The 15,416-nt window shown below is 45.5% G+C and carries 2 protein-coding genes and 1 pseudogene; 2 read left to right on the forward strand and 1 reads right to left on the reverse strand.

The window, feature by feature from the left end; all coding sequences use genetic code 11:
* Positions 1 to 176 precede the first annotated feature (176 nt).
* Both K1I80_RS11235 and K1I80_RS11240 read left to right on the forward strand, forming a co-directional pair.
* Positions 177 to 6,077 (forward strand): CshA/CshB family fibrillar adhesin-related protein, encoded by a 5,901-nt coding sequence (locus tag K1I80_RS11235; protein WP_223313895.1) that lies wholly within the window; start codon positions 177 to 179, stop codon positions 6,075 to 6,077.
* 344 nt (positions 6,078 to 6,421) lie between these two features.
* Complete coding sequence (locus K1I80_RS11240) at positions 6,422 to 15,037, forward strand: CshA/CshB family fibrillar adhesin-related protein (protein WP_223313896.1); 8,616 nt, start codon at positions 6,422 to 6,424, stop codon at positions 15,035 to 15,037.
* Between the two features lie 74 nt (positions 15,038 to 15,111).
* Here K1I80_RS11240 and K1I80_RS11245 read toward each other — a convergent pair.
* Positions 15,112 to 15,416 (reverse strand): annotated as a pseudogene (locus tag K1I80_RS11245) (transposase); the annotation flags it as partial.

Genomic DNA, 15,416 nt, shown 5'->3' on the forward strand with positions numbered 1-15,416 from the left:
AAAGAGGAAAGATTCGTTTATGGATCTTTCCTCTTTTTTGTTAAAAATAGACTGTTTTCAACAAAGTGTCTAATTATAATGTTGGTTTCTTACAATTATAGTTATATATATGGATAACTAAAATAGAATAGTGTATAATAAAATCTGCAATTTAAATGATTATTTAGGAGATTATTATGGGAAAAGATTTATTTAATCCTCACCTGCGTAAGTTTTCGATTCGGAAACTAAACGTCGGTGTTTGTTCTGTGCTCTTATCAACCCTGCTTCTTTTGGGTGCGGCAACGCAGGTTAGCGCTGATGAAACTGTTGGTTCTGATGCCCAAAGCGAGGTTTCGAAAACAGGTACAGCAGATTCCGCAGGAAGTACTGCAGAATCAGTAAATTCACCAGCTGAGGAAAGCAGGCCTGCTACTTTTGTGGCTCAAGCAGAAGATGCGTCTGCGGTAGCGACTGCAAGGCCTGATTCAGTTGATAAGCCAACAAGTGAGCAGCCGACTGCAGAAACTACCTCTTTGCAAACAACTGTTCCTGCAGAAGTTAAGTCTGAGGAAAACAGCCAACCAGCTCCTGCTCAACCGGCAGGAACTACAGAGACTCCTCAGCCTAGTCGCTCTCGTCGCGTAAGACGGGATGCGGCACCTACTGGTCTGCGAGATGGTGACCCTAACAACACCATTGAGAAGCCTACTTTGGCTGATTCTGAAAAAAAGAACCCGACAGACTTGATGAAGCAGATTAACTGGCTGGATCTTGGTGATAGAAGTGCCATCAGCAACTTAGATACGGACGATTCTTTTAAAGTCGGTACTGTCTATGAGAAAGAAATTTCACCAGGCTATCGTATCAAACTGACAGTGACGGAATTAAAACCTTTCCACTCAACAGAGATTTATCGTGACCGCGTCAAGGGTACTGCGTATGAAAATAGCTATGATCCGAATGCGAAAAACACTTGGTTCAGATATGTAAATGAAGACTATAAAAAGCAAGAAGCTGAGGGAGATTCAGCTAGACCGAAAATTATAGGAGCGGAGCAGAATCAATGGACATCTGTCCGAGACCAAGGGATTAACACCAATGGTCGAAAGACTCAATTACAAGTTCCTAAAAATGGTGCTAGCTACGGTATAAAATTCAAGGTAGAAGCGACTTACCTTGGGAAACCTGTAAAAGCGACGGTTATCATGGCAGATGGAGAAGAGGCCAACCCAGGGGAGTATGCTATCTTCACGACTAATGGCCAAGGATGGGAACACTTGGCAGAATGGAAACGTGTTCGGCCAGATGGGTCTGTAATTACCGACACTTATGCACCGATGAACCCTAACAGATATGGACAATATATAGGGGATAATGCGACTATACCTGTAATCGACTGGACTGCTTTTACTAATCCAGATCAAAAAACAGGAGGCTTAGGTTCTCAGGTCTTTGGTCCTAATACTTCTAAAGATCGCACTGTTCCGATTGTGATGACACGAGGTGCTTCAGAAGTTGGGATTTATATTGCTTCTTCAGGTCAGCAAGCTGCTATGATTGGTTTTATGGTAGTTGATGAGGGGGATGCACCGGCTTCTTATGGAAATGCTGTTCATGCTATTTCTGGTTATGATGCCAATACGGGTGCAAGAACTCCTCAGCCATTCTTGGGTCGAGTTGAAGCTGATATTGATACTACTTCGGGTAATGACTGGAGGCATGATGACGATACTGATCACGCAGACGAAGGGGTTAATCAGCTCTTGCCTTCTGATTTGACCGGTAAGACGAATAACCTTTTCCGAGTCAATCGTCTTCAAAATGGTGACTACTCAGTTCGCCTGCAAGCCTCTGCCAATGGCAATAGCAAGGCCTATGTCCGTGCTTGGATTGATTTCAATCAAAATGGTGTTTTTGATGAAAATGAGGCCAGCGAATTTACTGAAGTAACAACGGCTGGTGACTATACTGTTAATTTTAAGAATAATCCAGCGATGACCAATCCTTCAGTTAGCAAGCTGGGAATGCGGGTCCGTATTGCCCTGAATAAGGGAGATATTGAAAAACCTACGGGAACAGCCTTTAGTGGGGAAGTTGAAGACTTAGAAGTCATCTTAACCTATCCGCCAAAAGGTGAAAAGAAGGAAAGTTCAGGAATAATCGGCCAGCCTCAGAAAGCTACTCTTCAGTTTACACCTCAAGGTATTGATCAAAATGATGAAAGCAAGAAAGCGGCTATTGATACAACTGTAGCACCTGTCGTTTTGGACAATGCTGGCAATACATTAACAGCAGATGGCGATGGTTGGTACAATACTGCTGAGGGACGATATAAAGTAACAGCCAAGGGAGCAAATGTGGATGTGATATTTGAACCTAGCACTGGCTATATCGGTACTACTCAAGGAATTAATATCCGCCGTGTTGATACTAATGGCGCAAGTACAGATTGGATTGCGAAGAATAATGGAGAACCTGTTATCAACGATAAGTTGAATAACATGGATGCCCGCTATATTCCGACTGTTTTGAATTTCACGGAACATCGTTCGACGGACGCACAAGGTTTGCCTCAAGTGCAAGATATTGTCTTTAATGATGGAAATCCTGCTAAGACACCTGTTCAACCATCTTCAACGAATCCTGTCTCTTTCTTGGATGCTGATGGCAATCGTATTGTTGGAACAAGCGCGAAGGCAACCTCGCAAGGCCAAGAAGTGGGAACCTTTGAGTTAGATCCAGCTACTGGGCGTGTGACTTTCACTCCGAATAAGTCGTTTGTGGGGACAGTTGACCCTGTTAACCTACAATTGCATGCTACCGATGGGACAGAGCACCGTGCAACCTATCAACCAACAGTAACGCGTGTTGTTCCAACAGCACAAGGAGTAAACTCTGAAGGTATTCAAGGTGCTGAACAATCTGGTAATTTGATCTTTACGCCAGGTGATAATCGTGTGCCAATTAATGAGGCAGTTACTCCAACTTTTGATAACGGTCAAACAACTAAGGTTGTTCCGAATGTTGGGACTTATATGGTTGATAAAGCAGGTCGTGTAACCTTCCAACCGGTTCCTAGCTACACTGGCCGTCCAAGTGCTGAATCTGTTAAACGTGTTGATATGAACGGGACAGAAGTAACCGCTGCTTATCAAGCCGAAGTTAAGGCCGCAACCCCAACAGGTCAAGATACACAGTCTACTGGTTTACAAGGGAAACTTCAAACGAGTCACCTAAACTTTACTCCAGGTCAAGCAAGTATTAATGGACAGAATGCGATGGTGCCTTTAGCGCCAGAGGGACCACAATTTGTAGTTAATGGGCAAATTCAACAAGCTAATAGTCTGCCTGTGCATGATGCAAGTGGCAAGCTACAAGGAACCTACACTGTTCAAGCTAATGGAGATATTAGCTTCCAACCTGTACCTGATTTCCATGGGACGCCAACTCCTGCGCGTCTTCGTGTAAGTGATAAGAACGGATCTACAGCAGAAGCAGTTTACCAACCTACAGTGACTCAAGTAATTCCAACCAGCACCAATGCGACTAGTACAGGTCCTCAGGGTGTGCCTCAAACCGGTACCCCAACCTTTGCAGGCGGTGACCAAGCTGTTCCAATTGATATGGATTCTCCAATGACCTTCGAAGATGGCCAGCCTAAGAAGACTGTTCAGGGAGTAGGGGTATACACCATCAACTCAGATGGTTCTATCACCTTTACACCTGAGAAACAGTATGTTGGTACACCAACACCAGTTACAGTAAAACGTGTAGATAAGAATGGAACTGAAGTAACCGCAACTTACACACCAACTGTTACTAAGGTTACACCGGTAGGTACTAATGCGACTAGCACAGGACCTCAAGGTGTCCCTCAAACTGGCACCCCGATCTTTGCGGGTGGTGATCCACTAGTTCCAATTGATGAAACCGTTGAGCCGACCTTTGAAGATGGCAGCAAGAAGAAGACTATTCCAGGTCAAGGAACTTACACCATTGCCCCAGATGGCGCAGTGACCTTCACCCCAAACAAGCAATTTGTAGGTAAACCAGATCCAATCACTGTGAAACGTGTTGATAAGAATGGCACTCCAGTAATGGCAACTTACAGCCTAGAGTTTACTAAGGTTACGCCAACTAGCACCAATGCGATTAGCACAGGTCCTCAGGGTGTTCCGCAAACAGGCACTCCAACTTTCCAAGGTGGTGATCCACTTGTTCCAATCGATGACACAGTGGAGCCAACCTTCGAAGATGGAAGCAAGAAGAAGACTATTCCAGGTCAAGGAACTTACACGATTGCTCCAGATGGTGCAGTGACTTTCACCCCAGACAAGCAATTTGTAGGCAAACCAGATCCAATCACTGTGAAACGTGTTGATAAGAATGGCACACCAGTGACTGCGACCTACAGTCTAGAGTTCACGAAAGCGATTCCTACAGGTGCCAATGCGACCAGCACTGGCCCTCAGGGTGTTCCTCAAACGGGTACTCCAACTTTCCAAGGTGGCGATCCACTGGTTCCAATTGACGAAACCGTGGAGCCAACTTTCGAAGATGGCAGCAAGGAAAAGAACATTCCAGGTCAAGGTACTTACACCATTGCTCCAGATGGCGCAGTGACCTTCACTCCAGACAAGCAATTTGTAGGCAAGCCAGATCCTATCACTGTGAAACGTGTGGATAAGAATGGCACACCAGTAACGGCAACTTACAGCCCAGAATTCACTAAGGTAACTCCTGCAGGAACTGGTGCAACTAGCACAGGTCCTCAAGGTGTCCCTCAAACAGGTACCCCAACCTTCCAAGGTGGCGATTCACTGGTTTCAATTGACGAAACGGTCGAGCCAACCTTCGACGATGGCAGCAAGGAAAAAGTAATTCCAAGTCAAGGAACTTACACGATTGCCCTAGATGGCTCAGTGACCTTCACCCCAGACAAGCAGTTTGTAGGTAAACCAGATCCAATTACTGTAAAACGTGTCGATAAGAACGGCACTCCAGTCACTGCTACATACAGTCCAGAGTATACTAAGGTAACTCCGACTGGTAAAGATACCACATCTACAAATATCAAGGGCCATGTTCAAACAGGCACACCTGTCTTCGAAGCAGGTGATCCATTGGTTCCAATTGATGAGTCAGTCGAGCCAGCCTTTGAAGATGGAAGTAAGGAAAAGACCATTCCGGGTCAGGGAACTTATACTATCGCACCAGATGGAACAGTCACATTCACTCCAGAAGCTGATTTCCTTGGTCAGGGTACTGGTGTGACTCTTGTCCGTCGTGATAAGAATGGCACCTCAGTGACGGCTCGCTATGTTCCGACCGTGGTTGAACCATCAACCAGTCAGGACAGTGTATCTAGCGGTCGCAAAGGTCAAGCTCAAACGGGCACGCCAACCTTTGAAGGGGCGATTGACCAAGCCGTAGCACCGACCTTTGCGGATGGTAGCACCGAAATGGTTGTCCCAGGTGAGGGAACATATAGCTTTACCGTTCTGGGAGCAGTAACCTTTGTACCGGAAGCCGACTTTGTCGGAACTGCTCGCGGAGTTGTCGTGAAGCGTTCAGATATTTATGGCAATGCCGTGACGGCAACCTATACCCCAACTGTTTTGGGAAGTACTGCCACAGAAGATACCGGCAGCACCGGTCTCAAAGGCCAGCCGCAGACTGGTAAACCAATCTTTGAAGGCGACGTGGATCCAACCGTTCCTCCAACTTTCGAGGATGGAAGTACTGAAAAGGTTGTTCCAGGTCAAGGTACTTACACGATTGCGCCAGATGGCACTGTGACCTTTGTACCGGAAACGGGCTTTGTCGGCCAAGCTGACGGTGTGACAGTGATTCGCAAAGACCGCAATGGTCAGACGATTTCAGCAGTCTACGTTCCGACTGTGACAGAAGATCCTGTTCAGCCAGAGCGGACGATTACACCTGCACCTCCATCACTTTCCAAGAGCGAGGGTGCAAAAGCCCTTCCTAAGACTGGTACAGAAGAAACCTCATATTTAGCAGCAAGCTTACTTGCGGGAGTATCAGGTTTGGGTCTGATTGGCTTAGAGAAGAGAAAGAAAAAGTCTGAAGACTAAGAGGTAGGAACTTAGGTTTTAACTCCTAAATTAAAAGAGGGAAGATTCATTAGTGAATCTTTTTTCTTTATATCCAAAGAAATAAATCTTAAAAACTTCATAATAATAGCATTTCTAAAATGTTAAACATTAAAGTAGAATCTGAAATGTTCCTAGATTTATTTAATTTATAAGGATTTTTCTATGGTCTATTTTTTCTTTTGTTTTCAAAAATAGACTATAAAATGCTTTGTGTCAATTTTTTTAAAAATTTTTTATATAATTATAGTTATATATATAGCTAACTAAAATGGAATGTTGTATAATAAAACTATTGTAACTAGATGATTATTTAGGAGATTATTATGGGAAAAGATTTATTTAATCCTCACCTGCGTAAGTTTTCGATTCGAAAACTAAACGTCGGTGTTTGTTCTGTGCTCTTGTCAACCCTGCTTCTTTTGGGAGCAGCGGCACAAGTTAGTGCTGACGAAGCTAGTGATTCTGGTGCCCAAAACGAAGTTTCGCAAACAGGAATAGCCGAATCATCAGTGAATTCTGCTGAAACTGTGGCTTCTGAACATTTACAAGCAAAAGAAAGTTCAGCACTCGCTTTTGCTACTGAGACCCCTCAATCAGATGATAATCCTAGTCCAAGAAGCTCAGAGCCTGAGAAAGTTGAAGAATCTACTGAATCTACAGCAACTAAACCAGTTGAGAATACTCAGCCAATCACTGTTCAACCAGAAACATCCAACGCGGCTGTCGTGGCTGAAAAGTCAGAAGCAACCGCAGATCTAGCTCAGCCTAATCGCTCTCGTCGTGTGAGACGGGATGCTACACCTACTGGACAACAGAAAAGCGTAACAACAGGAGTTCCGATAGGTACTGGACCAGCTGGGGCAGATGATGCTACCTCTACGCCACGAGTACCTAAACCAAGCTTGGAGGAATCTGTCAAGAAAGATAGTACCCAATTAGCCAAACAAATTACTTGGCTTGATTTTTCGGATACTGCAAGTTGGAAAGGATTGGATTCACGAGGCGGACTCCAAGTAGGAACGACCTTCAAGAAGGAAATTTCACCTGGCTATGAAGTAACCCTGATGGTCACTGAGCTTAAACCTTTTAACTCGACTGAAACTTATAGAAAACGGGTTGAAGGAACACCGACAGCAAATACTTATGACCCAAATGCTCAGAATGGATACTTAAAGTCTGCTCCACAATATGGGAAAACACCTCCTACAGTGACGGGGGCAATCCAGAACCAATGGACTTCTATCCGTGATCAAGGTTTTAATACGCAAGGACGAAAGACGCAGCTTGTCTATCCAGAGAACTCTACCAACTGGGGAGTGAAATTCAATATTGAGGCAACCTATCTCGGTAAGCGCGTGGCCCCTACGGTGGTTATGGCCGATGGTGAAGACGCCAACCCAGGTGAATTTGCTATCTTCACTACTAACGGAGAAGGATGGGAATATCTCGGTGAATGGAAGAATAAGAGTACTGCCAAAGAAGCCTACACCGTTATTACCAAGCAAATGCTGGATGATGAAAATGTAAAGAGAAGAGGTCTCTTAATCTTAAGAGATACAAGCGTAGACTGGTATAAGTACCTCAGTCCGGATACTGTGACAGGTGGTCTGGGGACTCAGGTCTTTGGACCAAACCGTTCGAACGAACGGACGGTTCCTGTGGTGATGACACGCGGAGCTTCTGAAGTAGGATTTTATGTAGCATCATCTGGCCAACAGGCTATGATGATGGGATTTTTAGTGGTGGATGGAAGTGATGCGCCAGCGACTTATGGTGAAGCCTTCCATACCATTTCAGGACGTGATTCGGTGACTGGTAAGCTAATTAATCAGCCTTACTTAGGGACTACTCCAGCAGACATTGATGTTGATACAGCTAATAATTGGGTTCTGGACGATAAAAAGGAACATAAGGACGAGGGTGCCAGCCAATTACTAGCGGACGATCAATTAAGTAATTCTAATGATTTGCTTGATTTAGACAAAGCAAAAAATGGAACTTACACAATTAAAATCAAAGCTAATCCAAATGGCAATGCTAAATCCTATGTCAAGGCATGGATAGACTTCAACAATGATGGAGTCTTCAATGAAAGCGAAGGTAGCAACCTACAAGAGATTACAGCTGCTGGTGACTATACCTTGACCTTCAATGCCAACCCAAATATTACTGGCGGTCAAGTAGACAAATTGGGTATGCGTTTCCGAATTGCGACTAATAAAGGTGATATTGAACAACCAACCGGTATTGCCTTTAGTGGTGAAGTAGAAGATATGCTCTTACACCGCATTTATCCTCCTAAAGGTGAAAAGCAGACTACGGACGGCTTTACAGGTGAGACTCAAACTGCTGTCCTTCACTTCACACCTAAAGGAACGGATCGTTCAGACGACAGTGTCAATGCAGTTATGAGTACCCAAGCGCCTCAGGTTCTGGATAAACAAGGCAATGCTCTGACGCCTGTTGATGGCAACTATATTCGTCCAGAAGGGACCTATCGCTTGACCGTCAATGGCAATGATGTTCAAGTAGTCTTCACACCAAATGCGGAATTTTCTGGAATTGCTGATGGAATTAACATCCGTTGGACTGACAGCAATGGTACATCAACTGGATGGACTTCAGCGGATGCTTCTGACCCTAATAAAAATGATCAATTGACTACAATGGATGGCCGTTATGTACCGACAGTTCGTAAGATTCCAAACTACGAATCAAGTGGTCTTCAGGGACTGGAACAAAACAAAACGCTAGTCTTTAACGATGATGATGCGAATACGCCTCCTGTTACGCCAGACGCTACCCATCCTGCCAGCTTTGTGGATGCTAACGGTCAGACAGTAGCAGGCAACACGGTGCCAGCCATGTCCAATGGCCAGCAAGTCGGGACCTATGAATTAGATCCAAATACCGGCCAAGTGACCTTCAAACCTATCAAAACTTTTTATGGTACGCCAGACCCAGTGGTAGTTCAAGTCAGTGATGCCGATGGTAAAGCACACCGAGCACGCTACCAACCTAATGTGACCCAAGTAACACCAAGAAGCACCAATGTTGAATCAACTGGCCTCCAAGGTCAAGCACAAAGTGGTAAGCCGACCTTCACCCCAGGTGACCAACAAATCCCAATTGACATGAGCAAAGCCATGACTTTTGAAAATGGGACGAACACCTTGGAAGTAGCTAATGAAGGAACTTATACTATCAATTCAGATGATACCATTACCTTCAAGCCACTTAAGCAATTCACTGGCAAGGCAACACCGGTTACAGTCAAACGTGTCGATGCCAACGGCACAGAAGTGACTGCAACCTATACACCGAACGTGACCAAGGTCACACCAACCAGCACACCTGCTACTTCATCAGGTCCTCAAGGTGTTCCACAAACAGGAACGCCAGTCTTCAAGGAGGGCGATCCAGCGGTCCCAATCGATATGACCAAGCAAATGACCTTTGACGATGGTCAACTTAAGAAGATTGTTGCGGGCGTAGGGGAATACACCATCAATTCAGATGGATCTATTACCTTTACTCCAGATAAGAAATATGTTGGAACCCCAGCCTCGGTGACGGTCAAACGAGTTGACGAAAATGGCACCGAAATAAGAGCAACCTATACGCCAACCGTGACGGAAGTGACGCCAAGAAGTACCAATGCCGTTTCAAGCGGCTTGCAAGGACAACAACAAAGTGGCAAGCCGATCTTCACCCCAGGCGACAAAGCTGTGCCGATTGATATGGCCCAACCAATGACCTTTGAAGATAATCAAACAACCAAGAAGGTAGACAAGGTCGGGACTTATGTCATTGAGTCAGATGGTACGATTACTTTCACGCCAGACAAGCAATATGTGGGGACCCCATCTCCAGTAACAGTTAAACGCGTAGACACAAATGGAACAGAAGTAACGGCTACTTACACACCAACCGTGACGCGTGTCACACCAACCAGCACCAATGCTGAGTCAACAGGCCTGCAAGGTCAACCACAAAGCGGCAAGCCAACTTTCAGTCCAGGTGACCAAGCAGTTCCGATCGATATGACCAAACCAATGACCTTTGAAAATGGGACTGACACTTTGGTAGTGGCCAATCAAGGAACTTATACCATTAATTCAGATGGTTCCATCACCTTTAAGCCAGAGAAGAAATTTACTGGCAAGGCGACCCCTGTTACGGTTAAACGAGTCGATGCTAACGGCACAGAAATAACGGCTACTTACACTCCTACTGTTGAAGAAGTTATTCCAAACGCGACTGGCGATCAGACTGAAGGTCCACAAGGATTGGTTCAGAATGGTAAGATTACTTTTGAAGCTGGAAGACCAGAAGTAGGCTTTTCAGCAGACAGTACCCCAATTTTTGACACTGGTACCAATGTGAAAGAAATTGAAAATGTTGGCAAGTTTGAAGTGGATATTGATGGTAATATTACCTTTACCCCGGTCAAGACATTTGTAGGTAAAACACCTGAAATTGAAGTCAGTCGTGCAGATGTCAACGGTACCATCGCTAAGGCAAAATATCAAGCAACGGTGACAGCAGTAAAGCCAACTGGTGTTGGAAATAAGACAGAAGGTCTGCAAGGTCAAGTTCAAGAAGGTAAAGTGACCTTCACACCAGGGCACGACTCTGTTCCATTCCCAGCTGGTTCGACTCCATTGTTTGATAACCATTCAACAGTGAAAGAAGTACAGAATGTCGGTAAGTTTGAAGTGGACTCTGATGGTAAGGTTACCTTCACTCCAGTCAAGCAGTTTAAGGGGGAAACACCAGAACTTGAATTGACTCGCACTGATGCCAATGGCACCCCTGTTACAGTCAAATACCAAGCAGTAGTGAAAGAAGTGGTTCCAAGAGGAACTGACGCGACTAGCACAGGTCCTCAGGGGGTTCCGCAAACAGGTAGTCCAAGCTTCCAAGGTGGTGATCCACTTGTTCCGATTGATATGGATTCTCCAATGACCTTTGAAGATGGTCAACCTAAGAAGACAGTTCAAGGAGTAGGAGAATATACCATCAACTCAGATGGTACTATCACCTTTACCCCAGACAAACAGTATGTGGGGACCCCAGCTTCAGTTACTGTTAAACGTGTAGATAAGAACGGCACGGAAGTTACTGCCACCTATACGCCAACGGTAACACGGGTAACGCCTACTAGTACCAATGCTGAATCAACTGGTATCCAAGGTCAACCGCAAAGTGGCAAGCCAACTTTCAGTCCAGGTGACCAAGCTGTTCCAATCGATATGACCAAGCCAATGACCTTTGAAAATGGGACTGACACTTTGGTAGTGGCTAATCAAGGAACTTATACCATTAATTCAGATGGTTCCATCACCTTTAAGCCAGAGAAGAAATTTACTGGCAAGGCGACTCCTGTTACGGTTAAACGAGTCGATGCTAACGGTACAGAAATAACTGCGACTTATACACCGACCGTTACCAAGGTAACTCCTACTGGCACCAATGCTGAATCGACTGGCATTCAAGGTCAGCCACAAAATGGAACACCTACTTTTACTTCTGGCGACTCTGCTGTTCCAATTGATATGGATAGTCCTATGACCTTCGAAGACGGTCAGTCTAAGAAGACTGTTCAGGGAGTAGGGGAATACACTATCAACTCAGATGGTTCTGTCACCTTTACTCCAGAGAAACAGTATATAGGTACACCAACACCAGTGACTGTGAAACGTGTTGATAAAAATGGCACGGAAGTGACTGCTAGCTATACGCCGACTGTTACCAAGATAACTCCAACGGGTACCAATGCGACTAGCACTGGTCCTCAAGGTGTTCCACAAACCGGTACTCCAACGTTTGCGGGTGGTGATTCCCTAGTTCCAATTGATGAATCAGTAGAGCCAACTTTCGAAAATGGAAGTAAGGAGAAAAAGATTCCAGGTCAAGGAACTTACACCATTGCACCAGATGGCGCAGTGACTTTCACGCCAGACAAGCAATTTGTGGGTAAACCAGATCCAATCACTGTGAAGCGAGTGGATAAGAACGGTACACCAGTGATAGCGACATACAGTCCAGAGTATACTAAGGTAACTCCGACTGGTACTGGCACTAAGACAGAAGGCTTGCAAGGCCAAGTTCAAGAAGGCAAGGTCTCCTTCACTCCAGGCCATGATTCTGTTCCATTCCCAACGGATTCGACTCCACTGTTTGATAATGGTTCTTCTGTCAAAGAAGTGCCGAATGTTGGAAAGTTCGAAGTGGATGCAGACGGCAAGGTTACTTTCACTCCAGACAAACAATTCAAGGGAGAAACACCGGAACTCGAATTGACTCGGACTGATGCGAATGGAACTCCAGTAACCGTCAAATATCAAGCAGTAGTGAAAGAAGTAACTCCAACTGGTACTAGTACAACGAGCACAGGTCCTCAAGGTGTTCCACAAACTGGCACCCCAATTTTTGCGGGTGGTGACCCACTAGTTCCAATTGATGAAACCGTAGGGGCAACCTTCGCAGACGGCAACAAGGAAAAAGTGATTCCAGGTCAAGGAACTTACACGATTGCCCCGGATGGCGCAGTGACCTTCACGCCAGACAAACAGTTTGTAGGTAAACCAGATTCAATCACTGTAAAACGTGTGGACAAGAATGGCACTCCAGTGACGGCTACCTATAGTCCAGAATTTACGAAAGTAACTCCAACTGGCACTGGTGCCAAGACAGAAGGCTTGCAAGGTCAAGTGCAAGAAGGTAAAGTAAGCTTCACCCCAGGCCACGACTATGTTCCATTCCCAGCTGGTTCGACTCCGTTATTTGACAATGGTTCTTCTGTCAAAGAAGTACCGAATGTTGGTAAGTTTGAAGTGGATGCAGATGGTAAGGTGACTTTCACTCCAGACAAGCAGTTTAAGGGTGAGACACCGGAACTTGAATTGACTCGTACCGATGCCAATGGCACTCCAGTAACCGTCAAGTACCAAGCGGTAGTGAAAGAAGTGATTCCTACTAGCACCAATGTGACTAGCACTGGTCCTCAAGGTGTTGCGCAAACTGGCACACCGACCTTCGTAGGAGGCGACCCACTTGTTCCAATTGATGACTCAGTAGAGCCAACTTTCGAAGATGGAAGCAAGGAGAAAAAGATTCCAGGTCAAGGAACATACACCATCACTCCAGATGGAGCAGTGACTTTCACACCAGACAAGCAGTTTGTAGGTAAACCAGATTCAATCACTGTTAAACGTGTGGATAAGAATGGTACTCCAGTAACTGCGACTTACAGTCCAGAGTTTACCAAGGTGACTCCAACAGGTACCGGCACTAAGACAGAAGGCTTGCAAGGCCAAGTTCAAGAAGGCAAAGTAAGCTTCACTCCAGGGCACGACTATGTTCCATTCCCAGCTGGTTCGACTCCGTTATTTGACAATGGTTCTTCTGTCAAAGAAGTACCGAATGTTGGTAAGTTTGAAGTGGATGCAGATGGTAAGGTGACTTTCACTCCAGACAAGCAGTTTAAGGGTGAGACACCGGAACTTGAATTGACTCGTACCGATGCCAATGGCACTCCAGTAACCGTCAAGTACCAAGCGGTAGTGAAAAAAGTGATTCCTACTAGCACCAATGTGACTAGCACTGGTCCTCAAGGTGTTGCGCAAACTGGCACACCGACCTTCGTAGGAGGCGACCCACTTGTTCCAATTGATGACTCAGTAGAGCCAACTTTCGAAGATGGAAGCAAGGAGAAAAAGATTCCAGGTCAAGGAACATACACCATCACTCCAGATGGAGCAGTGACTTTCACACCAGACAAGCAGTTTGTAGGCAAACCAGATTCAGTGACTGTAAAACGTGTCGATAAAAATGGCACTCCAGTAACAGCTACCTACAGTCCAGAGTTTGCCAAGGTTACTCCAACTGGTAAAGATGCGACCTCTACGAATATCAAAGGTCATGTTCAAACCGGCAAACCTGTATTTGAGTCAGGTAATCCATTGGTTCCAATTGATGAGACGATTGCACCAACCTTCGAAGACGGAAGCAAGGAAAAGACTATTCCGGGTGAGGGGACTTATACCATCACGTCAGATGGGACAGTCACCTTCACTCCAGAAGCTGATTTCCTTGGTCAGGGAAGCGGTGTGACCCTTGTCCGTCGTGATAAGAATGGCACCTCAGTGACAGCTCGCTATATTCCAACCGTGGTGGAACCATCAACTAGTCAGGACAGTGTATCCAGTGGCCGCAAGGGCCAAGCTCAAACGGGCACGCCAACTTTTGAAGGGGCGATTGACCAGGCAGTGGCACCGACCTTTGCGGACGGCAGCACCGAAATGGTTGTCCCAGGAGAAGGAACTTATCGGTTCACTATGCTAGGGGCAGTGACCTTCGTACCGGAAGCAGACTTTGTTGGAACTGCTCGCGGAGTCGTCGTGAAGCGTTCAGATATTTATGGAAATACCGTGACGGCTACCTATACCCCAACTGTTTTGGGAAGCACGGCCACAGAAGATACCGGCAGCACCGGTCTCAAAGGCCAGCCGCAGACTGGTAAACCAATCTTTGAAGGAGACGTGGATCCAACCGTTCCTCCAACTTTCGAGGATGGCAGTACTGAAAAGGTTGTTCCAGGCCAAGGAACTTACACGATTGCGCCAGATGGCACAGTGACCTTTGTACCGGAAACTGGCTTTGTCGATCAAGCTGACGGCGTGACTGTCATTCGCAAAGACCGCAATGGTCAGACGATTTCAGCAGTCTACGTTCCGACTGTGACAAAAAATCCTGTTCAGTCAGAGCGGACGATTACGCCTGCACCTCCATCACTTTCTAAGAGCGAGGGGACAAAATCCCTTCCTAAGACAGGTACAGAAGAAACTTCATACTTAGCTGCAAGCTTACTTGCGGGAGTATCAGGTTTGGGACTGATTGGCTTAGACAAGAGGAAGAAAAAGTCTGAAGACTAACATAGGCTTGAAGAAATTCCGTTAATAAACTAGAAGAATTTCGGAAAAGCTCAAAAACAGGTAGAACTTATGTTCTACCTCTCAGACCGAAGACAAACATTCCAAATGGTGTTTGTCTTTTTCTGTTTGTCAGGCTAAAATTCCATCTTTTGATAGAATAATAGTCATTTGAACAAAATAAAAATGCTTGTCCACCCTCATTTTTACTAGTTTTTTGAGATTCAAACACGCCAAAGTAAGCCCAACCTTATCTTCCATCTTGGACTTGCCTTTCTCTCTTGTATAACGGAGGTTGTGGTATTCTTTGGCTGTCCCAAAGAGCCGCTCGATGGTTTCTTTGCGCTTCTTATAGAGCTCCTTCATCCCTCTTTGATGTCGA

The sequence above is a fragment of the Streptococcus sanguinis genome (genome assembly GCF_019929225.1).
Taxonomy (GTDB): Bacteria; Bacillota; Bacilli; order Lactobacillales; family Streptococcaceae; genus Streptococcus; species Streptococcus sanguinis_J.